Raw genomic sequence first — 22,253 nt, 5'->3', positions numbered from 1 at the left:
TGCCATGAAGCGATTGATCATGCTGCTCATGTCGACCGTGATGATGTCGCTGTCGCTGATGGCTGCCGACATTGTGACGGTGCACGGCGAGTTCACCTACTACGGCTCCAAGACCGAGTCACGTGCCGACTGCGAGCGTAACGCACTCAACGGAGCGCGAGCCAAGGCCCTTGCCGAGAAATTCGGCACCGTGGTGACTCAGGACACCTATCAGCGCGATGTCGTGTCGGCGCAAGGTGAGTCGACCTACTTCTCGATGCTCAACGAGTCGGCCCTGAAAGGCGAATGGATAGCCGACGAGAAGGAGCCGGTCTACACCTACGAGCTTGACTCCGACGGCCTCTACATCGTCACCTGCAAGGTTACAGGCAAAGCCCGCGAAATCGACAACCGCTCGGTGGAATTTGCCACCAGCGTGCTGCGCAACGGCACACGCACTGTCAACGCCGACACGCGTTTCCGCTCGGGCGACGACATGTATCTCTACCTTAAGAGTCCTGTCGACGGTTACGTCGCCGCATTCCTTGTCGACGCACACAACAACGTGTACTCGCTCCTCCCCTACCAGGGCAACACCAAAGGCGAGATAAAGGTGAAGCACAACAAGGATTATGTGTTTTTCGACCCCGCGTCGGCCGACCCCGACCACGGCGAGGTCGATCAGCTCGTAATGACAGCCGACGACGAGTTGGAACACAACATGCTCTACGTGGTGTTCTCGCCTCAGCCATTTGCCAAGGCAGTCGACAACTATGCCGGAGAAAATATGCCGCGAATGCTCAGCCACGACGAATTTTCAAAGTGGCTCGTGAAATGCCGCAAATATGATCCCCGCATGGCTGTAAAAATCATGAATATTGAAATCCAAAAATAACTACTAACAATCAATTCTTATCAAAAATGAAAAAGTTAATCATGCTCCTCGTTGCCGCATGCCTCATGGCACCCATGGCAATGGCCGATACCAACAAGCAGCTGCAAAAGGCGTTGAACAAGGAGAAAAAAGAGAAAATGAAGGAATACAAGAAGGAAAATTGGAAACTTTTTGCCAGCTCACGCACTCTCGAAGTAGCCCTTCTGAAGCACTATGACAAGCTCAACACCCTCGGCGACGACGGCCGTGAGGTAGTGGGCGTGGCCTCCAAGTTCAAGTCAAAAAACATAGGCAAGCAGATGGCTGCCAACAACGCATGCGTTACTTACGCCCAGCAGGCAGGAAGCTCGCTCAAGGGTCGCGTGATGAGTGACATGGCCGGCGACGGCACATCAGCCGAAGGCGAATTCGACCACTTCTATGGAGCTTACGAGCGTCTTGTCGAGAAGGAAATCAAGGGCGAGATGGAGGAGAGCTACTCGGTAATCCGTGACAACGGCGACGGCACCTACGAGCTCCAGACATTCTACATCGTAAGCGAAAGCGCAGCTTCAAAGGCTCGCCTGCGCGCACTCGAAAACGCATTGAAGGAGAGTGAAGCAGCTCAGCGTAACGCCGATAAGATCTCTTCATTTGTCCGTGAAGGTTTTGAGCAGCAGTAAACGGCAAAAGTAAAAGAACCTATATCTACCGGTCGGGAGTGTGACATCACATCGCACTCCCGATTCAACCGCCTCTCAACTCAACCAACAACCAATCCTGTCACAACCACAACAACACCCAAATCAATCTCGTCATGAAACATCGCGTCATAACCTCGATACTAATCGCCGTAGCCGGAACCGCTTCAGCCGTGGCACAGTCACCGGGAGGCTCCTTCGCTGAATTTCGCAAAGGACTGCTTGAGGACTACAATGCCTACCGTAAAGGGGTGATGGAGCGTTACGATCAGTTTCTTGACGGAGTGTGGAGCGACTTCCAGCAATTCAAGGGCGAGGAAAGCAGCACTGTACCCAAGCCCGACCGCGTGCCGCGTGTGGGCGACTTCCCAGAGTCAAGCTCCGAACCGGTATTGCTGCCCGACCCCACACCTGCCACGCCGGCAGCACCTGTAGCCACCGTCCCCCAACCCGAGGTGACACCGCAACAGCCCGCCCCTCAACCGACATCAAAACCGACGCGAATGCCCGAGGGCAACTTCGATTTCAAGTTCTACGACCTGCCGGTGACCATTCCCGCTATCGACATAAACATCACCGACCGCCTGTCGTCGCCCCGTGACTTCGCATCGCAGTGGCGCAATCTCAACAAAAACGACGACACCAAGCTCCTCATCGACGCAATCGAGAAACTCGCCGCATCGATGTCGCTCAACGACTATCTGAAGTATGAACTCGTGAGCGCCTATGTCGACAGCCGCTTCCGCTCGGTTCACTCCACATCGCGCATGGCATTGAAGCACTATCTGCTTGTAGGCATGGGCTACGATGTGCGCGTAGGCATGTCGGGCAACACCGCCGTACTCCTGATTCCATTTCAGCAGACCGTATATGCCCGCACCTACATGAAGGTAAACGGCAACAGATACTACATCTTCACCGACAAGTCGGTCAACCCGCAAAGCATCATCAACATGCGCATATCGACTTGCGAGCTGCCGCAAAACGCCAACACAGGTTCGGCTATGGATCTAAAAATCAACGGTCTGAACCTGCCTTACAAACCCCATCGATACGACCTCCGGTTCAAGGACCTCACCCTAAGCGGCGAAATCAACGCCAACATATTCCCCATCCTATACCGCTATCCCCAGATGCCTACAGCCGACTTCGCACGCTCGACCGTGCTGGCCGATGTGAGAGAGGACATCGTAAAGCAGTTCAAGGCTCAGCTACAAGACAAGGACGAGCTCGAAGCCGTGAACTCGCTGTTGCAATTTGTACAGGGAGCTTTTGAATACGCCACCGATGAGGATCTGCATGGATTTGAAAAGCCCTACTTCCTTGAGGAGATTCTTTACTACCCGAAGTGCGACTGCGAGGACCGCGCCATATTCTACACCTATCTGCTGTGGAATGTGCTCGGCGTAGAGAACCAACTCATCAACTATCCGGGTCACGAAAGCGCATCGGTGAAACTGTCACAACCCATCAAAGGCGACGCCTATCATCACGGCGGAAAAACTTATTACATATCCGATCCCACCTATATAGGTTCGGTAACCGGAATGTGTATGCCCTCCTACGTGAGGGAAAAACCGGGCATAGATTATACTTATGGTAAGTAATGGATCGCCCCGTGGCACAAAATCGCTGTTCATGATGTCACGGGGTGATTCTTTTTCCACCTCCCTTCCCCGACACCGACAAGGCACACAGTTACGCATTACCGCTCAAATTTTTACATTATCACATTTTATTTGGCAATTTAACGCCGTAATCTTTCAATTTTACGTATCTTTGGCTAACGCCTTAGATACTTGACCGTATCTATCGGCTGAACCTCAATAATAATCCATTCATTCGCATCACATTTTGAATAAGTCGGGGAAACAAAATCAACTTATGCCATGGCTGACAGCCATGTGGGAAAAATTCGGACATCCCAGAAAGCTGTTCTTCATAATCGACCGCCGTCTTTCGGGCAACTTTATGAAGCAATTTTGCTGGATATTCTTTATCGTATCGATTGTTCTCATTATTCTCGGCCTGCTCGGATGGTGGGCCGGCGCCGACCATCCCTACAAAACATTCATCCACATCTTCAATCCGCAATATGATTTCGGCCTAAATCCCGAAATCCAAAATGCCAAAACAATAGGCACGCCGTCGCATCTGCAGCGAATAATAGGCTTCATAATTACCATGATAGGTTCGCTGCTGCTCACCGGCCTGCTCACTACCACGCTTATAAACTGGGTTGACCGCCGCAAGGAGCGCTGGCAAAGCGGCGAAGCGCGCTACCACATCACCAAAAACTTTGTGACCATAATAGGCACCCACAAGATGGTGTCCAATCTGTGCAACACGCTGTTGAGCAAAGGCGACATCCCGCGATGGATAGTGATATTGGGTTCACGTGACACCGACGAAGTGAGAAAGGAGATTTTTGAATCGCTTATCGACAAGAATCATCGCAAACGTATTGTAGTGTACAAAGGCGACCGCTCGTCGAAACTCAACATCACCTCACTCAATCCCGAAAAAGCGCGTGAAATCTACATCATAGGCGAGAACTTTCCCGAGGACGGATTTGACCACGACACCGTAAACCTCGAAACCTACTACACCCTGTCGGCCTTCATTGCCGAAAAGGCAGATAACAACAAAAAACGTAAGCCCATAAAATGCCATGTGATGTTTGAGTATCAATCCACATTCACGGCATTCCAATACTTCGACATCGACAAGGCCAACTGTCACCTCCTCGACTTCATTCCGTTCAACTACTACGAGAATTGGGCGCAGCAGGTGCTGGTGCCCGATTTGATGTCGCAGAAGCCTAATATCTACAAGCCGCTCTACGACACGCCCATCGACCCGAAATCGAAGAAGCGTGTGCACCTCATCATCGCAGGAATGTCGAAAATGGGCGTAGCCATGGCCATTGAGGCTGCACAAGTGGCTCATTTCCCTAACTTCTCGTCCCGTGGTGTGAGAACACTCATCACCTTTATCGACCGCAATGCCGCCCGCGAAATGACATTCTTCAAAGGACGGTTTTCCAATCTCTTTGAAATATCGCGCCACCGCTATGTAAACGCCAATCAATTACCGTCATCAGGATACTCCGTGGAACATTTCTATGATGCCAATCCTTCATCGCCTGTAAGCAAAGCCCACAAGTGGCTTGACCCGATGAATGATGTCGACTCAACATCACGGTTTAAGGACGAGAATCTTGGCGACAACATTGTCGACATTGACTGGGAATTCATTGAAGGCGACATATCCAATCCCAACATCCGGTCCTATCTCATCGATGCGGCATCCGACCCTGATTCCGTCACCAATCTGGCTATATGTCTGCCGGTAACTCCCGAAGCGGTGTCAGCCGCGATATATCTACCCGAGAAGGTATTACTCGACAGTCATCAGATTCTCGTGCAACAATCGACCACCGATGCCCTTGTGTCGGCAATCCGCAAAGGAAGTGACGCAATAAACGGGCATCCGCTTATGAAGCTGGTTCCGTTTGGCATGATCGACCGCTCCAACTACGACACCGAGAAGCGTGACCTGCTTGCCAAGCTCATAAACTACACCTACGGACTGGGGCCCGGCGAAGATCTGTCAAAGATATTTTCATCGGGAGAGTTACGTTTAAATGATGTGGAAAAGAGCTGGAGTGAGATGAAAGGCAACAAAGGCAAGCCGCTCATGTCGATGAGATGGTCCAACATGTACCACGCATCGGCCATCTATTACAAGATCGGTTCATTGGGCATCCAAGAGGGTGCAGAAATTACAACGGAGCAATTGGCCCAACTGGCCCGCATGGAGCATCTGCGATGGAATGTCGAGCAACTCATGATGGGCTTCAGGCCGCAACTGAGCAGCGACAGCCGATTCAATAGCGCCGAAGAGCTTCGCCGCAACATGATACACTACGACATCAAGGACTTTGACCACCTGCCCGAAGAAACCCGGGATAAGGATAACGGATTTTCACGCAACATACCCATGATGCTGAAAGCTCTCCGATATTTCGACCCAAAGCAATACACCTTCGAAAAAGGAACAGCCGATGACGAAGATGACAAAAATAACAACAAATAACATAACACCCTACTGAAATGAAGCAATATATCCCGTCGCCCGTCGACACATCCGACATTGAACTGCCCGCTCAACTCATGCCTCTAATCGAGGATATGGCCCGAAACGTACATGAAGTGTGGGCCAAAAACCGCATGGCCGAAGGCTGGACCTACGGCCCCGTGCGTGACGATGCCGCCAAGCATCATCCGTGCCTTGTGGACTACGACTCACTCCCCGACAGCGAAAAGGAGTATGACCGCGCCACTTCGCAGGAAACCCTGAAGTGCATCATCAAGTTAGGATTTAACATAACCAAATAACCCTCTGAAACTACACGTAATTATGAAACTAAGCTCTCTGCTTTTAGGCGCAGCCATGTTGTCGCTTCAAGCCAACGCCGCCGACCCCCTTGCATTTCTCGATGTAATGAACTCACCCGTCATTCTCGGTGACTCTATCGTATTCCGCGTAGCGGCACCCAACGCATCGTCGGTGTCACTCACCGGACAGTTCATGCAGGGTTCCGTAGCCATGTCACGCAACGACAAGGGCGTGTGGAGCGTGACCGTACCCACCCCCACACCCGACATATACCCCTACAATTTCATCATCGACGGAATAAGCGTGGCCGACCCGGGCAACATCAACATATTCCCCAATGAAAGCTTCAAGGCGAGTGTGCTCGAGATTCCCGACGACAACGTCCTCTACACCGTTCGCGATGTTCCCCACGGAAAGATACACTACAACACCTATAAGTCGGATGTGCTCGGACAACACCGCAACCTCATCGTCTACACTCCGGCCGAGTACGAAGCCAATCCCGACAAGAGCTATCCTGTGTTCTATCTGGTAAGCGGCACCACCGACACTGAAGAGGTGTGGTTCAAGGTAGGTCGCGCCAACACACTGCTCGACAACCTCATAGCATCAGGCGAAGCCGAACCGATGATCGTAGTGATGCCCTACGGCTACATGAACAACGGCACACCTCGTCCGTCGTCGCCCGAAGCCGCCAAGATGTATCAGGTGTTTGTCAAGGAGCTCACCCAGTCGATCATGCCATATGTCGAGTCAAACTACCGCACAATCAACAATCGCGACTCACGCGCCATCGCCGGATTCTCACGCGGAGGCGGACAATCGATGTTCACCGCCTTCTCATGCCCCGACAAATTCGGCTGGCTCGAATCCTACAGCGCATATCTCACCCCCGAAGTAATCGACGCCTACTTCCCCAACATCGTCAATGACGCCAACAGCCTCAACTCGCTGTGGATGTGTGTAGGCACAAGCGACTTCCTCTATAACGATGTAGTGCGCAACAAGCGTTACTTCGACGACAAGGCGATAAAATATCAGGCCGAGGAGCGCAGCGGAAGCCACACCTGGATGCACGCTCGTTACTGCCTTGCCAACTCACTGCGCAGGCTGTTCCGTAAATAACCATCGCCCATGCCTGTAATCGAAATCGATTCACTGTCACATCCCGGAGTGGAGATGTTCGGCAGCCTCACCGAGGCGCAGCTGCGCAACCGACTTGAACCCGACAAGGGGATTTTCATCGCCGAAAGCCCCAAGGTGATCTATGTCGCGCTCAACGCAGGCTACGTTCCGGTAGCGATGCTGTGTGAACATCGCCACATAACCGGCGACGCGGCCGACATAATAGCACGCTGCGGCGACATCCCCGTCTACACCGGAAGCCGCGAACTGCTGTCGTCGCTCACGGGCTACACGCTCACACGCGGTGTGCTGTGTGCCATGCGGCGGCCCCAACTGCGTGACATCGCCGACATCTGCGCCGACGCAAGGCGTGTCGTGATAGTCGACAACGTAGTCGACTCGACCAATGTAGGGGCGATATTCCGCTCGGCGGCCGCTCTTGGCATCGACGCGGTGCTGCTCACTCCTTCGTCATGCGATCCGCTCAACCGCCGCGCCGTGAGGGTGTCGATGGGCTCGGTGTTTCTCGTGCCGTGGACAAGGCTCACTGTTCCGGCAGGCACTCTGCGCGAGCTCGGCTTCAAGACCGCGGCAATGGCATTGACCGACAACTCCGTGCCTATAGACCATCCTGTACTTGCCGAGCAGCCCCGACTTGCAATTATCATGGGCACCGAAGGCGACGGACTTCCTCACGATGTAATAGCCGATGCCGACTATGTGGTGAGGATACCCATGTCGCACTGCGTCGACTCACTGAATGTGGCAGCGGCGGCAGCGGTGGCGTTTTGGGAACTGCGTGCAAGGTGACAGCCATTGCCACAAAACTGATCACGACCAAATCAATACCCGTAAACAACTATGATAAGAACCCTTTTATTGTCACTCATTGCTGTGCTGTGCGCCGTTGCGGCACAAGCGCAGGTGTCGTTTGGCGAGCCGTCGAAATTCAATGACGGATGGCTTTTCAAGCTCGCCGACGATTCAACCGCTGTAAATCCCGACTACGACGACTCAAAGTGGCGCAAGCTCGACTTGCCCCACGACTGGTCAATTGAAGGACAGCTGTCGCCGTCACTTGCAAGTTGCACCGGATTCCTTCCCGGAGGCATTGCATGGTATCGCAAGCACTTCACCCCTGCCGGCGATGCCGCCCGCCAATACATATACTTTGAAGGCGTGTACAACCGCAGCGAGGTCTATGTCAACGGTCACCTGCTCGGCAAGCGACCCAACGGTTACGTGTCGTTCATGTATGACATGACACCCTACCTCGTTCCCGGCGACAATGTAATAGCAGTGCGGGTCGACCACAGCCGTTACGCCGACTCACGCTGGTACACCGGCTCGGGAATATACCGTGACGTGTGGCTTGTCGAGGCACCCGAAACCCACATAGCCCAATGGGGCGTGGGCTACGAAACCACTCGCCTTACCGACGACCGTGCCGACATCAAGGTGACGGTCGACATCGAGAATCCCGAAAAGGCGAAGAAGCTACAGGTCAAGGCAACGCTTACCGATGCCGACGGAAAAGTCGTGTCGCAATCGGCTGCCGGAGTCAACAACGGCAAGTCAACCCTGACTCTGCGCTTAAAGAATCCCGAACGCTGGGACATAGACAATCCCTATCTATACAAGCTCAATACCGAACTGTGGGCCAACGGAAAGCGCATCGACGGCTGCACTACCACAGCAGGGTTGCGCTCGCTTGAGTTTAACCCCGACAAGGGATTCGCACTCAACGGCCGTTGGATGAAGGTCAAGGGAGTGTGTCTGCACCACGATGCCGGAGTGCTTGGCGCCACCGTGCCCGAAGAGGTGTGGGAGCGCCGCCTTGCCAATCTGAAGTCAATAGGCGTGAATGCCATACGCTGCGCCCACAATCCGCAGGCCCCGGCACTCTACGATGTGTGCGACCGAATAGGACTTCTCGTTATGGACGAAGCTTCGGACGAGTGGGAATTTCCCAAGCGCAAGTGGATCGAGGGTTGGAACAAAGGCACTCCCGGATTTGACGGCACCTACGACTTCTTTGAGGAGTGGATCGACCGCGATGTCACCGACATGGTGCGCCGCGACCGCAACCATCCGTCGATATTCATGTGGAGCATCGGCAATGAGGTCGACTATCCCAACGACCCCTACTCCCACCCCGTGCTCGACGGCTCGACCATAAGCCAGCCCATGTTTGGCGGCTACAATCCCGAAGCCCCCAACGCCGAACGCATAGGCAAGATTGCCAAGCGACTTGCAGCCTGTGTAAGAAGTGTCGACACATCACGCCCCGTGACCGGCGCACTTGCCGGAGTGGTGATGTCAAACGAAACCGAATATCCCGAAGCGGTGGATGTGGTGGGTTACAACTACACCGAGGACCGTTACGACACCGACCATGCCACCTATCCGTCACGCATAATCTACGGCAGCGAAAACAGGTCGGACATCGACGCATGGTATGCCGCACGCGACAGGGACTTCATATTCGGACAATTCATCTGGACAGGCACCGACTATCTCGGCGAGTCGGGCATCTGGCCCGCACGCGGATTCTACACCGGCCTGCTTGACTTCGGCAGCTTTCCGAAACCTCGCGGACACTTCCGTGCGTCATTGTGGTGTGAGAATCCCGTAGCCTATATAGGCACCTACCCCAAGCCTCGCCGCGACTATCTGTCGGTCGACGCGTGGGACACCTGGAACTACGACGACGGAGAAACGATAAGGGTTGTGTGCTACACCAACCAGCCTCAGGCACGCCTGCTGCTTAACGGCAAGGAGGTCGGAGCCATGAAGCCCTACGACCACAAGAGCGGCATTATACATTGGGACATTCCCTACGCTCCCGGCAAGCTCACTGTGGAGGCGTGCGACAATGACGGCAACGTAACGGCCGGATATGACATCGTAACTTCGGGAAGGCCGTTTGCACTCAAGGCATCGGCCGACAAGCCGACACTGAATCGCGACAAGGCCACGGCCCACGTGTTTGTCGACATTCTCGACGATGACGGAAACATAGTGACGCTCGGCGACAACGAAATAACCTGCACAATCCAGGGGTCGGCCCGACTGCTCGGACTTGAAGGATGCAACAACTCCGACATGAGCGACTACACCGACAACCGTCACCGCGCCTATCGCGGCCGACTGCTCGCCTACATCCAGACGACAGGCGAGCCGGGCGAAATAACGGTCAACTTCACCTCGCCGCTGCTCAAAGGCACCAAAGTGAAACTTACAGCCGAATAAGAGTGACACAATCGACCAATCGGGCGCATCGTCAATCGATGTCGCCCGATTTTTTATTTCATAGATTGAAGATTTGTGGCTAAATTTGCGTTACACAAAACAAAAACGATAATCACAATGAGAGAATGGAGCACCATAAAGGAGTATGAAGACATTCTATTCCAGTATTACAACGGCATTGCCAAGATAACCATAAACCGTCCGCAAGTTTACAACGCATTCCGTCCGCAGACCAATTTCGAGATGCTCGACGCGATGTCGATATGCCGCGAGCGCAGCGACATAGGCGTAGTCGTCCTCACCGGCACGGGCGACAAGGCCTTCTGCTCGGGTGGCGACCAGAAGGTGAAGGGCATAGGCGGTTACATCGACAACAACGGAGTGCCCCGCCTCAACGTGCTCGACCTCCACAAAGCCATCCGTTCAATTCCCAAGCCTGTAATAGCCATGGTCAACGGTTACGCGATAGGCGGCGGCAACGTGCTTCAGGTGGTGTGCGACCTCACAATCGCATCGGAGAACGCACGTTTCGGCCAGACGGGCCCCAAAGTGGGAAGCTTCGACGCCGGATTCGGCTCATCGTACCTTGCCCGATGCGTGGGACAGAAGAAAGCCCGCGAAATATGGTTCCTGTGCCGCCAATACACCGCCAAGGAGGCCGAGGAGATGGGCATGGTGAACAAAGTAGTGCCCCTCGAACGCCTTGAGGACGAAACCGTAGAGTGGTGCGAAACGATACTCAAACGCAGCCCTATGGCCATACGCATGATCAAGCGCGCCATGAACGCCGAGCTCGACGGACAGCGCGGCATGATGGAGTTTGCCGGCGACGCTACATTGATGTACTACCTCATGGCCGAGGCTCAGGAAGGCAAGAATGCATTCCTTGAGAAACGCGATCCCGACTTCGGCCAGTTCCCCAAATTCCCGGGCTGATGCTTCAAGCCGCCTACTGCCGCTACCTGCTGCACTTCAAGCAGCCGGCCATAACATCACGCGCGGTAATGCTCGACAAGACTACCTACTTCGTAAAGATATGGGACGACGACAATCCCGAAGTTTACGGAGTTGGCGAGTGCGCACTCTTCAAAGGGCTCGGTGCCGACGACCTGCCCGACTACGAGCAACGGCTTGCCGCCGCCTGCCGTGACATAACATCATGGCATCGCGGCCTGCCGCTCCCGGTTGACCCGCTCTACAGCTCAATAGTATTCGGTCTGGAAACCGCTCTCGCCGACCTCGCCAACGGAGGCCGACGGGTCATATTCCCGTCGCCGTGGAGCAACGGCGACAGTGCAATTCCCATCAACGGCCTTGTGTGGATGGGCAATGCCGATGACATGCTGCAACGCATCGACGAGAAGCTGGCACAGGGATTCCGATGCGTGAAGCTGAAGATAGGCGGCATCGACTTCGACGAAGAGCTGCGACTGATAAGCTACATCCGTGAATCCTACCCCGCCTCCACCCTGCAGCTGCGACTCGACGCCAACGGAGCCTTCACGCCCGATAACGCACTGAATCATCTCGACAGGCTGGCACGTTACGACATACACTCCATCGAGCAGCCCATAAAGCCGCGACAGTGGGATGCAATGTCACGCATCAGCCGTGAAAGCCCCATCGACATAGCTCTCGACGAGGAGCTTATAGGCATCGTGACGCTTGACCGAATGGAGGAGATGCTTGATGTCATAATGCCGCGTTACATCATATTGAAGCCGTCGCTGTGCGGCGGATTCGGCAAAGCGTCATCATGGATAAGCGAGGCCGACAAGCGAGGCATAGGCCGGTGGGTGACATCGGCACTCGAATCCAACGTGGGGCTTAACGCAATAGCCCAATGGACTGCCACACTCGACACACGTGACATGCCGCAGGGGCTCGGCACAGGAGCACTTTACACCGACAACATCACATCGCCGCTAAGACAGACCGGCGACGTGCTGCGTTACGACACCGAAGCGTCATGGCAAATACCGCAACTTCCATGGAAGCGATGATACACAACATCACGCCCGAGGCCCGGCAATTCATCGAGGAGTGGAACAACAGCCATGACTACATCATAGCCCACACCTCAGGCTCGACCGGAAAGCCCAAGGAGATACGCCTGCTCAAAAGCGATATGCGACTGTCGGCCGAAGCGACATGCCGTTACTTCGGCATAGGCCCCGAGTCACGCCTCGTGCTGCCGCTTTCGCCAGGTTACATAGCGGGAAAGATGATGATTGTGAGAGCGTTAATATCAGGTGCCGAGCTGTGGATTGAAGAGCCGTCCATGTCACCGCTGAAGCGTGACTACGGCATTGTCGGCCTGCTGCCGGTGGTTCCGTCGCAGGTGACGGAACTGCTTCAGTCGCCCTACATAACGGGAGTGCGCAACCTAATCGTGGGCGGCGGCGCACTCGATCCCGAAACCGAGCAAAAGCTTGCCGCCTGCCACCTCAAAGCCTACGCCACCTATGGAATGACCGAAACATGCAGTCACGTGGCACTGCGTGACATCACGGCGGGCGACGAGCACTTCCATGCGCTCCCCGGAATAAGCTTCAAGACCGACGAGCGCGAATGCCTCGTAATCGAGGCTCCGCACTACTCGTTCCGGAGCCTGACCACCAACGACACCGTCGAGCTTATCGACAACAGCCGTTTCCGCTGGAAAGGGCGTTACGACAATGTAATCAACTCGGGAGGCGTGAAGCTTCATCCCGAGGAGATTGAAAAAAAGCTGTCACGCTTCATCGACCGCCCTTTCTATATAGCAGGACGCCCCAGCAAACTGTGGGGCGAAGAGGCGGTGCTCTACATCGAGGGATGTGACATCGACCGTGACTATATAATGGAAAAGGCACGCTCGGTGCTCGACCGTTACAGCGTACCTAAAGATGTTATCGCGATTCCGAACTTCAGTCGGACCGATTCCGGAAAAATAAAACGGCTTTAGCCGAACTTGCTTATCTTACGCAATGCGGCTTCGTTCATAATCTTGATGCGACGACCGTCGACAATCAAAATCTTCTCATTGACAAAACCCGACAATGTGCGTATGGCGTTGGAGGTGGTCATGTTTGACAAGTTGGCCAAATCCTCACGCGCCATGTATATTCTCAACGTAGCGCCGTCATCCTCATATCCGTAACTTTCCTGAAGAGCGATCAGCGCCTCGGCCAGTCGGCCGCGTATATGCTTCTGCGTGAGATTTACAATCTTCGTATCGGAGCCTCCAAGATTTCGCGAAAGCTCGTGGATGAAGAACCATGCCAACTTTATGTTGTGCTGAATAAGGTCCTTAACCAGTTCCATCGGCACGGAGCCGAGCACCGAAGGCTCAAAGGCCGCCGCCGTGGAAACGTAAGGCTCATCGGCAAAATAAGCGCGATAGCCGAAATATTGTACCGGGCGAATCAGTCGCAGAATCTGTTGACGACCTCCGATGCCATCCTTGTACAATTTCACCTTTCCCTTTAGAAGACACCACAGATATTCAGGCTCCTCCTTCTCGGCGTAAATTATCTGGTTCTTCTTAAATGTATGTGTCGTGAAGCTCTCAACGATGCGACGCTTTTCGTCACCGTTAAGTATAGACCAAAGCTCGGCCAAATCGTCACGAATTACTTTTTCTAAAGTGCTTTTTTTAATCATTCTTTTGCCCTATAGCAATGTTATGCAACATATCACACAAAATTACAAAATAAATATGTTATTATGACCATTTAACAGAGTTAAATTTGCTCCAGCATGATATCTTTAGGTCAAAATAGGCGATTTAGGACAAAAGCAGCCACAATAAACTACATTTTGACTAATGCAAGAACTACAATAAGCGCCAAATGTACAAAATCAAGCGATGGAAATTCCCGCAAATCCCATAAATGCCATGGCAAGCAGCCCCGCACATATAAGAGCGATGGGCACACCGCGCATCGGGCGAGGAACATCGACAAGCGTCAGCTGCTCGCGTATGCCGGCAAAGATCACGAGAGCGAGCGTGAAGCCTACAGCCGTCGACACGGCATAGACAAGCGACTCGGCCAGATTGAAATCCTTCTGCACCACCAGTATGGCAACACCGAGCACGGCGCAGTTGGTGGTTATCAGCGGCAGGAACACTCCGAGAGCCTGATACAGGCCGGGGGCTATCTTCTTCAGCACAATCTCAAGCATCTGCACCAGGGCGGCAATCACCAGGATGAAGACAATCGTCTGCATATAGCCAAGCGACAACGGATTGAGCACACACGACTGCAAAAGCCATGTGACGCAGGTGGCTATGGCCATGACAAATGTCACGGCAGCCCCCATTCCTACAGCCGAGCCAAGCTTCTTCGACACCCCGAGGAAGGGGCATATACCCAGGAACTGGGCAAACACAATGTTGTTTACGAATATCGCGGTGATGATAATTGACAGATATGTAAGCATGGCGATGCAGTTAAGCGCGTTTTCTAATATAATTAATCAAAGCAATCATGAAGCCGAGCACGATGAACGCTCCCGGTGCGAGCACAAACACCAGCGAACCGTAGTCGGCCGGGAAAACCTCAAGACCGAAGAGCGTGCCGTTGCCGAGCAGCTCCCTTACCGAGCCGAGCAGAGTGAGTGCGACAGTGAATCCAAGTCCTATTCCCACACCGTCCATGCAGGAGTCAATCACCGAGTGCTTGGATGCGTAGGCTTCGGCACGGCCGAGCAGTATGCAGTTGACCACAATGAGCGGAATGAATATGCCAAGGCTCTCGTTAAGCGCCGGCAGATAGGCCTGCATGAACATCTGCAACAGAGTGACAAATGTCGCTATCACCACGATGTAGGCGGGAATGCGCACCTTATCGGGAACGAGTTTCTTGATAGCCGATATGGCCATGTTGGAGCACACGAGCACTCCGGCGGTGGCGAGTCCCATCGACATTCCGGTCATTGCCGAACCCGTGGTGCCGAGCGTGGGACACATTCCCAACAACAGCACGAAGGTAGGATTTTCAACTACAAGACCGTTATATATTATGCGTAGTCTATTCATTTCTGTATTTTTTATAAGCGACAAATGCATCATAGGCCCCATGAGTGCTTTCAAGGAAAGCGCGTGAGCTTATCGTGGCGGCCGTTATGGCATCGATTATTCCACCATCCTTAACCACGGTCATGTTCTCACTGCCGGGATTGTGTCCTATTACCGAGCGATTGCCCTCATCGGAGCGGAACCATTCGTTCATGCGGGCACCAAGTCCTGGCGTTTCGGCATGGGAGAGCACTTCATAGCCCGTGACATCGCCCGATGCATCAAATCCGTACATAACCCTCACCTCGCCCGAAAATCCGTTCAGCGAGTAGGCTTCGACTGCGGCACCCACCAGCTTGCCATCCTTAAATGCGGGATAGACCGAATAGGGCCGGGCCGACTGCTCGGGCGACCACTCCCAGCTGTCGTCAAGCGGATTATTGTCAAAGACCGGAGCGACCGACTGTATCGCCGAAATCTTCTTCTGCTGCGCGGCAAGTGCTATAGGCCCGGCGGTAACATTGTCAACCCATGCGAGCAGCACGGCCGACAGAATGGTTATCACACCAAGCGACAACACCATATTGGACAGAGTGGATGCAAGTTTCTTCATTTCCGGGCCCTCCTTTCTCCAAACTTACGCGGCTTGATGTAACGGTCGATCAGGGGAACAAAACTGTTCATTAGCAGAATCGCAAATGAAACTCCCTCGGGATAGGCACCCCACTTGCGTATCACCACCGTGATTGCACCTATCATAACGCCATATATAATCATGCCCTTGCGTGACATGGGCGATGTCACGTAGTCGGTGGCCATGAAAATGGCACCGAGCATCAATCCGCCCGAAAGCAGCTGAACGCCTACATTGTCACCCACGGCCAAAGCAAGCAGGGCAACCGATGCAAATATCGCCACCGGGATGTGCCATGTTATGACACGCGTCACAAGCAGCCAGGCAAATCCGAGCAACAGAGCGAGGGCGCTGACCTCGCCGAGCGAGCCTGCGGTAAGTCCCATGGCACTGTGCCAAAGGTCGACCGACTCGGGCGAAATCTCGCCAAGCTTCAACATACCCAATGTTGTGGCACCGGTAGTAGCGTCAAGGTAACGCCATTGATTTTCAAGCGGAACGGGCCATGAGGTCATCTGCGCCGGGAAAGAGATGAGCAGGAACACTCGTCCCACCAGAGCAGGATTCCAGATGTTGCATCCGAGGCCGCCAAACGACATCTTACCGATGCCTATTGCAACGACCGAGCCTATCAACACAATCCACACCGGAATGTTGGAGGGGAGGTTCAGTGCAAGCAGAAGTCCGGTGAGTATAGCACTTCCGTTGCCTATTGTCGACGGAGCGCGCAACATCCATCGGTTTATGGCATACTCCACAATGACGCATCCCAGAATCGACGAGGCAATAACCACCATCGCCCCGAGTCCGAAATAGTAGAGCGAACAGGCCACCGCCGGCAACAATGCGACAATAACATGCCACATGCACTTCGACACGCTGCGCGAAGTGTGCAGATGAGGCGAGGCCGATATTGTTAACATCTGACTCATAATGAATATATCATTACTTTTTGTTACGTAAACGAATCAAATTACCCACCTTGGACTTTCCAAGACGAATGTAGTCAAGCAGCGGCCGTGACGCGGGGCATATATAGCTGCAGCATCCACATTCGATGCAATTCATGACCTTGTTGTGCTCAAGTTCATCCCAGCGGCCGAGCCTTGACAGCGTTGACATAAGATAGGGCTCAAGCCCCATAGGACAGGCCGACACGCATGAGGCACACCTTATGCAAGGCTCCACCCTCCCGCGACGCGACTGCGACTCAGGCAGCATCAGCACTCCCGACACCCCCTTGACGGTAGGAGTGTCGATGGTAACCACGGCACGCCCCATCATGGGACCGCCGAGGATTATCTTTCCGGTATCAGCCGGCACACCGCCGGCAACCTGTATAAGCGACATGATGTTCATGCCTATAGGCACGAGATAGTTTCCGGGATGTGTCACCGACGGGCCGGTAACCGTCACTATCCTGTCGATCAACGGCTTGTCGTAGCACACGGCCTCATAGACCGAGTAGGCGGTGGCCACATTCTGCACGATGGTACCCGTCGACACCGGCAGAGCGCCCGAAGGCACCTCCTTGCCGAGCAGGGCCTCGATCAGCTGCTTCTCACCTCCTTGCGGATATTTCACCTTAAGAGCGGCCACCTCGACACCGTCGACATCACGTGAGGCATCCCTCATGGCAGCAATTGCGTCGGGCTTATTGTTCTCGATGCCCACTATGGCCCGATTCACACCGGCAGCGCGCATGAGCAGTCTTATTCCTGAAACAATCTCACGGCTGTGGGCAAGCATGAGCGCATGGTCGTTAGTAAGATAGGGCTCACACTCCACTCCGTTAATAACAAGTACTTCAGCATGGCATCCGGGCGGAGGCGCGAGCTTCACCTTGGTCGGGAATGTAGCTCCGCCAAGCCCCACGATTCCGGCACGGTCGATTATTGCGACAATCTCTTCGGGAGTCAACGCGTCAATCTGACTGTCGCTCCTCACAGGGCTCATCGCGGCAATAACCTTCATGTCACGCTCATGATCCTCGGAGGTGGCTGTAATCGTCACGGTGTCGGCAGTAAATCCGTAGGCCGTCTTGCTCTTGTCGACGCGCGTGACAGTGCCCGATATGGGAGTGTGTACATTGGCCGACACAAATCCCACCGCCTCGGCCACGAGGTCGCCACGATTTACCGTGTCACCTTTGGCTAAAACGCAACGTGCCATGGCACCTATGTGCTGCGAGAATGTCACCGTGACCTCGCGAGGCAGCTCCACCGGCACTATCGGCATTGAAGCCGTAAGCTTATTCTCGGGCGGATGAACACCGCCTTTGTGAAACGTAAGCATATTTATATTATATCTCGTTGATATTTTTTCTCTACTTCATCATGATTTCCTGTGACTGTCGGCAAGCACCTTCATGTCACGCGCCGACATGGGGAATCCGGCATCACATATAGCTCCGGTGGGACACACAAGCTCACACTTGCGACAAAGCTTGCAAGCCTTCCAGTCGATATAGGCCAAATTGTCCTTAAGCGTTATCGCCCCGTGAGGACACTCACGCAGGCACTTTCCACAACCGATACATGCCGCCTTGCAAGCCTTCATGGCCAATGCGCCTCGGTCGGTGCTCGAGCAAGCCACCCACACCCTCAAGCCGCGCGGGCCCTTGCCGCGAAGCTCGATGATGCCACGCGGACACGCACGCGAGCAGGCTCCGCATCCCGTACACAGGGAGGCGTCGATGACAGGCAGTCCGGTCACGGGATTCATTTTTATGGCATTCCACCGGCACACATCCACACAATCGCCTTCGCCGAGGCAACCGTAGGCGCATCCGGTAGCTCCGATACATAGCGAATTAAGAATAGCACATGATTCAGCCCCGTCATACACGGAAGTGACGGGCCGGTTGGCACACGAGCCGTTGCACTTAAGCACAGCCACCATAGGGTTGGACTTGACCGGCGCAAGATTGACGATTTCGGCTATCTTGGACATGGCGTCATCGCCGGCACCGGGGCACACAAGATTGTCGAGCGTAGATGCCGACGCACATGCGCAGGCAAAGTCATGACAGCCCGAGCGCCCGCAACTTCCGCAATTGGCTCCCGGCAGAAGCTGCTCGATGAGCTCGATGCGCGGGTCCTCCTTAACGTAGAAGCGCTTGGAAACCAAATACAACACCAACGCTCCAACGACACCCAAGCCTCCTAATACAATTACAGCAACAACGATTGCAGACATAATCATTATCACATTATATTGTAATACCTAAAATTTATATTCTGTTTTTCCCTCGTTTTTTCTCCTCTTTCACGCCTTGCCGATGACCTTCCACCGGTAACTGACGCGCAGCCTGCTGCGAAAAATGTACAGCACGCCGAAATATAGCACTGTCGCAATAAGCGCCGCCAAGGCCGAAGTGTCGTCTCCGAAGCCGAGAAAACGGCCTGCCACGACAATCATCAGCATCAAGAGACACGGCAGCGAGAATGCAATCGCGACGGCCCTCCATTGAGCGCCGTCGCTTATTCCCACAATCACACGCTCACCCTCATTGACGGGCAATGAATCGTGAACGCGAGCAAGTATAGTAACCGAATCGTCACTTTTCCCAAGCGGACTGCACAACGAGTGAAGACTGCAGGCTGCACAACCTGCGGCATTGCCGTCGTCGATGCGCACCTTGACATTATGTGCGCTTGCGGCGACCACCACTCCCTTGTGGGTAACGCCTCGGGACATTTTTACGATCTATCGGTTTCAGTCGTCAAGTTTATGAATCACAAGACCGGAGCGCAGCTTGGGTTCAAACCACGTGGTCTTGGGAGGCATTATGTTGCCTGTGTCGGCTATACGCATCAGCTGATCCATCGACACGGGATAGAGAGCCAAAGCCACCTTCATTTCACCCGAATCGACACGACGCTTCAGCTCACCGAGTCCGCGGATACCGCCCACGAAGTCAATGCGCTTGTCGCTGCGCAGGTCGTGGATTCCGAGGATGTCACGCAGAATGAGGTCGCTCGAAATGGTTACATCCAACTGACCGATGGGGTCGCTGTCGTCATATCGGCCTTCACGCGGAACAAGGCTGTACCAGTGGCCGCCGAGATACATCGAAAACTCGTGCAGACGGCCCGGACGATACTCGTCGACTCCCTTGTCCTCAACCACAAAGTCCTTGTTGAGCGCATTCAGGAACTCCTCTTCAGAGAGGCCGTTGAGGTCACGCACCACACGATTGTAGTCGATGATGTTAAGGTGAGAAGCGGGGAATGCCACGGCAAGGAAGTAGTTGTACTCCTCATTGCCTGTGTGAGCGGGATTTTGCTTCGCCTTCTCGTTGCCGACGAGAGCGGCTGCGGCTGTGCGGTGATGTCCGTCGGCGATATATAGATAGGGAATCTCGGCAAAGAGTTCAGTGATGCGGTCGATAGTCTTTCGGTCGTCGATCACCCAGAAGTGATGGCCAAATCCGTCGGGAGCGATGAAATCATACTCCGGAGCACCCGACACGACGCTCTTTATTATGGCTTCAAGCTCGGCATTATCGGGAAACGCGAAAAACACCGGCTCAATGTTGGCGTTGTTGACACGCACATGCTTCATGCGGTCCTCCTCCTTGTCGCGACGGGTGAGTTCGTGCTTCTTGATGCGGTTCTGCATATAGTCGTCGACATTGGCGGCTATCACAAATCCGTACTGGGTGCGGCCGTTCATCGTCTGGGCATATATGTAGTAGTGCTCCTCGTTGTCCTGAACGAGCCATCCGTTACGCTGGAACGCCTCAAAGTTGGCCAACGCCTTACCGTACACTTTGGGGTCATGCTCGTCGGTTCCCGGCTCGAAGTCGATTTCGGGCTTGATGATGTGATAGAGCGACTTTTCGTTACCCTCCGATTCGGCACGTGCTTCATCGGAGTTAAGTACATCGTAAGGACGCGAAGCCACTTCGGTGACCATTTCGCGAGGAGGGCGCAAGCCCTTGAAAGGTTTTACTTTAGCCATGGTGTTATGTTCCTGATTATAGGGTTTAGGTTAACGTTGGCGAATTATGGTCTGTTCACGGTCGGGACCGATCGACACGATGGTTATAGGTGTTTCAAGCTCCTTCTCCAGGAATGCGATGTAGTCGCTGAACTCCTTGGGGAACTGGCTTTCGTCATGGAACTTTGTCATGTCGGTCTTCCATCCGGGCATGGTGACATAGACGGGCTTGATCTCATCTTCCTCAATCGAGAAGGGGAACTCCTCGACACGCTCGCCGTTGATTTCATAAGCCACGCAGGCCTTGATTTCGTCAAAGTCGTCGAGCACGTCGCTCTTCATCATTATGAGCTGAGTCACACCGTTTATCATTATGGCATACTTCAATGCCACCAGGTCAATCCATCCGCAACGGCGTTCACGGCCGGTGACGGCACCATATTCATGACCGAGGTCGCGAATGCGCTTTCCTGTTTCATCGAAAAGCTCGGTGGGGAACGGGCCCGAACCTACGCGGGTGCAGTAGGCCTTGAATATGCCAAATACCTCACCGATGCGGTTGGGAGCCACACCGAGTCCCGAGCAAGCGCCGGCACACACCGTGTTGCTTGAGGTGACAAAGGGGTAGCTTCCGAAGTCAACATCGAGCAGAGTGCCCTGAGCACCCTCACAAAGCACCGACTTGCCCTCGCGGAGCATGCGGTTGATGAGATGCTCGCTGTCGACAATGTCGTAGCCCTTTATATATTCGATTGCATCGAGCCACTTGCGCTCAAGCTCGGCAAATTCAGGCTCCTCGCCCATTGCCTTGAGCATCGAGAGGTGACGATTGCGTGCCGCCTCATATTTTGCGTCGAAATTGTGGTAGACATCGCCAAGACGCAAGCCGTTGCGGCTCACCTTGTCGGTATAGGTGGGACCGATGCCCTTTCCTGTGGTTCCTATTTTGGCACCGCCCTTGGCACGCTCGTTGGCAGCGTCAAGCAATCGGTGGGTGGGCAGAATCAGATGCACCTTCTTTGACAGCTTCAGGATTTGCTTCAAGGGAATTCCGCTGGCTTCAAGAGCCTCGGCCTCTTCACGGAACAACACCGGGTCAAGCACAACTCCATTGCCTATGATGTTGAGCTGACCATGCTGGAAGATTCCTGACGGAATTGAACGCAATACGTATTTCTTACCCTCAAATTCAAGGGTGTGGCCGGCATTGGGACCTCCCTGAAAACGTGCAACGACATCATAGCGCGGAGTCAGCACATCCACGACTTTGCCTTTTCCCTCATCGCCCCATTGGAGCCCAAGCAGAACGTCAACTTTCATTTTCTTAAATGTTCAAAGTTT

Annotated in this window: 21 protein-coding genes; 11 read left to right on the top strand and 10 right to left on the bottom strand. The window is 53.9% G+C overall.

The annotated features are described in order from the left end of the window. Positions 1 to 4 precede the first annotated feature (4 nt). The 11 genes from E5354_RS10370 (at position 5) to E5354_RS10320 (ending at position 13,279) form a co-directional block, all read left to right on the top strand. Positions 5 to 874, top strand: coding sequence for a DUF4384 domain-containing protein (locus E5354_RS10370; RefSeq protein WP_168353882.1), 870 nt, complete (start codon positions 5 to 7; stop codon positions 872 to 874). A gap of 26 nt (positions 875 to 900) precedes the next feature. Then, complete coding sequence (locus E5354_RS10365; RefSeq protein WP_135947432.1) at positions 901 to 1,536, top strand: hypothetical protein; 636 nt, start codon at positions 901 to 903, stop codon at positions 1,534 to 1,536. A gap of 134 nt (positions 1,537 to 1,670) precedes the next feature. Beyond that, positions 1,671 to 3,161 carry a hypothetical protein gene (locus tag E5354_RS10360; RefSeq protein WP_135947431.1) on the top strand — a complete coding sequence of 497 codons (1,491 nt, stop codon included), beginning with the start codon at positions 1,671 to 1,673 and terminating at the stop codon, positions 3,159 to 3,161. Positions 3,162 to 3,438: 277 nt separating this feature from the next. After that, positions 3,439 to 5,652, top strand: coding sequence for a hypothetical protein (locus E5354_RS10355; protein WP_135947430.1), 2,214 nt, complete (start codon positions 3,439 to 3,441; stop codon positions 5,650 to 5,652). Positions 5,653 to 5,669: 17 nt separating this feature from the next. After that, positions 5,670 to 5,954: a RyR domain-containing protein gene (locus E5354_RS10350; protein WP_135947429.1), complete on the top strand. Its 285-nt coding sequence runs from the start codon at positions 5,670 to 5,672 to the stop codon at positions 5,952 to 5,954. A 22-nt stretch (positions 5,955 to 5,976) separates the two neighbouring features. Continuing rightward, entirely contained in the window at positions 5,977 to 7,080 is a 1,104-nt protein-coding gene (locus tag E5354_RS10345) for an esterase (protein WP_135947428.1), read from the top strand. Positions 7,081 to 7,089: 9 nt separating this feature from the next. Next, positions 7,090 to 7,890: a TrmH family RNA methyltransferase gene (locus E5354_RS10340; protein WP_135947427.1), complete on the top strand. Its 801-nt coding sequence runs from the start codon at positions 7,090 to 7,092 to the stop codon at positions 7,888 to 7,890. 51 nt (positions 7,891 to 7,941) lie between these two features. After that, positions 7,942 to 10,332, top strand: coding sequence for a glycoside hydrolase family 2 TIM barrel-domain containing protein (locus E5354_RS10335; RefSeq protein WP_135947426.1), 2,391 nt, complete (start codon positions 7,942 to 7,944; stop codon positions 10,330 to 10,332). Between the two features lie 117 nt (positions 10,333 to 10,449). Continuing rightward, positions 10,450 to 11,268 (top strand): 1,4-dihydroxy-2-naphthoyl-CoA synthase, encoded by an 819-nt coding sequence (menB, locus tag E5354_RS10330; RefSeq protein ID WP_369698988.1) that lies wholly within the window; start codon positions 10,450 to 10,452, stop codon positions 11,266 to 11,268. Beyond that, positions 11,268 to 12,335, top strand: a complete 1,068-nt coding sequence (gene menC / locus E5354_RS10325) for an o-succinylbenzoate synthase (RefSeq protein WP_135947425.1) — start codon at positions 11,268 to 11,270, stop codon at positions 12,333 to 12,335. The genes menB and menC overlap by 1 nt, the downstream gene beginning before the upstream one ends. Further along, positions 12,302 to 13,279: an AMP-binding protein gene (locus tag E5354_RS10320; protein ID WP_135947424.1), complete on the top strand. Its 978-nt coding sequence runs from the start codon at positions 12,302 to 12,304 to the stop codon at positions 13,277 to 13,279. The genes menC and E5354_RS10320 overlap by 34 nt, the downstream gene beginning before the upstream one ends. Here the strand turns inward: E5354_RS10320 and E5354_RS10315 are convergent. From E5354_RS10315 to E5354_RS10270, 10 genes are all read right to left on the bottom strand, one after another. Continuing rightward, a complete protein-coding gene (locus E5354_RS10315; RefSeq protein ID WP_123396098.1) occupies positions 13,276 to 13,977 on the bottom strand; it encodes a Crp/Fnr family transcriptional regulator in 702 nt (233 codons plus the stop codon). The two genes, E5354_RS10320 and E5354_RS10315, sit on opposite strands and share 4 nt — an antisense overlap. A 198-nt stretch (positions 13,978 to 14,175) precedes the next feature. Further along, complete coding sequence (gene rsxA / locus E5354_RS10310; RefSeq protein ID WP_123396099.1) at positions 14,176 to 14,757, bottom strand: electron transport complex subunit RsxA; 582 nt, start codon at positions 14,755 to 14,757, stop codon at positions 14,176 to 14,178. Positions 14,758 to 14,767: 10 nt separating this feature from the next. Next, a complete protein-coding gene (gene rsxE / locus E5354_RS10305) occupies positions 14,768 to 15,355 on the bottom strand; it encodes an electron transport complex subunit RsxE (protein WP_123396100.1) in 588 nt (195 codons plus the stop codon). Continuing rightward, the gene (locus E5354_RS10300) at positions 15,348 to 15,947 is read right to left on the bottom strand and encodes an RnfABCDGE type electron transport complex subunit G (RefSeq protein ID WP_135947423.1); all 600 of its coding nucleotides are present in this window, start codon (positions 15,945 to 15,947) and stop codon (positions 15,348 to 15,350) included. The genes rsxE and E5354_RS10300 overlap by 8 nt, the downstream gene beginning before the upstream one ends. Continuing rightward, positions 15,944 to 16,900 (bottom strand): RnfABCDGE type electron transport complex subunit D, encoded by a 957-nt coding sequence (locus tag E5354_RS10295; RefSeq protein ID WP_135947422.1) that lies wholly within the window; start codon positions 16,898 to 16,900, stop codon positions 15,944 to 15,946. The genes E5354_RS10300 and E5354_RS10295 overlap by 4 nt, the downstream gene beginning before the upstream one ends. A gap of 13 nt (positions 16,901 to 16,913) precedes the next feature. Then, complete coding sequence (rsxC, locus tag E5354_RS10290) at positions 16,914 to 18,263, bottom strand: electron transport complex subunit RsxC (protein ID WP_135947421.1); 1,350 nt, start codon at positions 18,261 to 18,263, stop codon at positions 16,914 to 16,916. Between the two features lie 39 nt (positions 18,264 to 18,302). Continuing rightward, complete coding sequence (locus tag E5354_RS10285; protein ID WP_135947420.1) at positions 18,303 to 19,166, bottom strand: RnfABCDGE type electron transport complex subunit B; 864 nt, start codon at positions 19,164 to 19,166, stop codon at positions 18,303 to 18,305. A gap of 69 nt (positions 19,167 to 19,235) precedes the next feature. Next, the gene (locus tag E5354_RS10280; RefSeq protein ID WP_135947419.1) at positions 19,236 to 19,667 is read right to left on the bottom strand and encodes a SoxR reducing system RseC family protein; all 432 of its coding nucleotides are present in this window, start codon (positions 19,665 to 19,667) and stop codon (positions 19,236 to 19,238) included. 18 nt (positions 19,668 to 19,685) lie between these two features. After that, positions 19,686 to 20,933: a DUF1015 domain-containing protein gene (locus tag E5354_RS10275; protein WP_135947418.1), complete on the bottom strand. Its 1,248-nt coding sequence runs from the start codon at positions 20,931 to 20,933 to the stop codon at positions 19,686 to 19,688. Between the two features lie 30 nt (positions 20,934 to 20,963). Beyond that, positions 20,964 to 22,232, bottom strand: a complete 1,269-nt coding sequence (locus E5354_RS10270; protein ID WP_123396107.1) for an adenylosuccinate synthase — start codon at positions 22,230 to 22,232, stop codon at positions 20,964 to 20,966. Positions 22,233 to 22,253: the final 21 nt, after the last annotated feature.

The organism is Muribaculum sp. NM65_B17, from assembly GCF_004793735.1.
Lineage (GTDB): Bacteria > Bacteroidota > Bacteroidia > Bacteroidales > Muribaculaceae > Muribaculum > Muribaculum gordoncarteri.
The sequence above is the reverse complement of the archived record's forward strand: the minus strand, read 5'-3'. Positions and strand labels throughout refer to the sequence as shown.

Coding starts and splice junctions, on each gene's coding strand:
- E5354_RS10300 (WP_135947423.1), bottom strand. CDS start 15,947: ATGAAGAAACTTGCATCCACTCTGTCCAATATGGTGTTGTCGCTTGGT.
- E5354_RS10295 (WP_135947422.1), bottom strand. CDS start 16,900: ATGAGTCAGATGTTAACAATATCGGCCTCGCCTCATCTGCACACTTCG.
- E5354_RS10370 (WP_168353882.1), top strand. CDS start 5: ATGAAGCGATTGATCATGCTGCTCATGTCGACCGTGATGATGTCGCTG.
- rsxC (WP_135947421.1), bottom strand. CDS start 18,263: ATGCTTACGTTTCACAAAGGCGGTGTTCATCCGCCCGAGAATAAGCTT.
- E5354_RS10355 (WP_135947430.1), top strand. CDS start 3,439: ATGCCATGGCTGACAGCCATGTGGGAAAAATTCGGACATCCCAGAAAG.
- E5354_RS10275 (WP_135947418.1), bottom strand. CDS start 20,933: ATGGCTAAAGTAAAACCTTTCAAGGGCTTGCGCCCTCCTCGCGAAATG.
- E5354_RS10320 (WP_135947424.1), top strand. CDS start 12,302: ATGGCAAATACCGCAACTTCCATGGAAGCGATGATACACAACATCACG.
- E5354_RS10335 (WP_135947426.1), top strand. CDS start 7,942: ATGATAAGAACCCTTTTATTGTCACTCATTGCTGTGCTGTGCGCCGTT.
- E5354_RS10315 (WP_123396098.1), bottom strand. CDS start 13,977: ATGATTAAAAAAAGCACTTTAGAAAAAGTAATTCGTGACGATTTGGCC.
- menB (WP_369698988.1), top strand. CDS start 10,450: ATGAGAGAATGGAGCACCATAAAGGAGTATGAAGACATTCTATTCCAG.
- E5354_RS10360 (WP_135947431.1), top strand. CDS start 1,671: ATGAAACATCGCGTCATAACCTCGATACTAATCGCCGTAGCCGGAACC.
- E5354_RS10365 (WP_135947432.1), top strand. CDS start 901: ATGAAAAAGTTAATCATGCTCCTCGTTGCCGCATGCCTCATGGCACCC.
- E5354_RS10340 (WP_135947427.1), top strand. CDS start 7,090: ATGCCTGTAATCGAAATCGATTCACTGTCACATCCCGGAGTGGAGATG.
- menC (WP_135947425.1), top strand. CDS start 11,268: ATGCTTCAAGCCGCCTACTGCCGCTACCTGCTGCACTTCAAGCAGCCG.
- E5354_RS10350 (WP_135947429.1), top strand. CDS start 5,670: ATGAAGCAATATATCCCGTCGCCCGTCGACACATCCGACATTGAACTG.
- E5354_RS10345 (WP_135947428.1), top strand. CDS start 5,977: ATGAAACTAAGCTCTCTGCTTTTAGGCGCAGCCATGTTGTCGCTTCAA.
- E5354_RS10270 (WP_123396107.1), bottom strand. CDS start 22,232: ATGAAAGTTGACGTTCTGCTTGGGCTCCAATGGGGCGATGAGGGAAAA.
- rsxE (WP_123396100.1), bottom strand. CDS start 15,355: ATGAATAGACTACGCATAATATATAACGGTCTTGTAGTTGAAAATCCT.
- E5354_RS10280 (WP_135947419.1), bottom strand. CDS start 19,667: ATGTCCCGAGGCGTTACCCACAAGGGAGTGGTGGTCGCCGCAAGCGCA.
- E5354_RS10285 (WP_135947420.1), bottom strand. CDS start 19,166: ATGTCTGCAATCGTTGTTGCTGTAATTGTATTAGGAGGCTTGGGTGTC.
- rsxA (WP_123396099.1), bottom strand. CDS start 14,757: ATGCTTACATATCTGTCAATTATCATCACCGCGATATTCGTAAACAAC.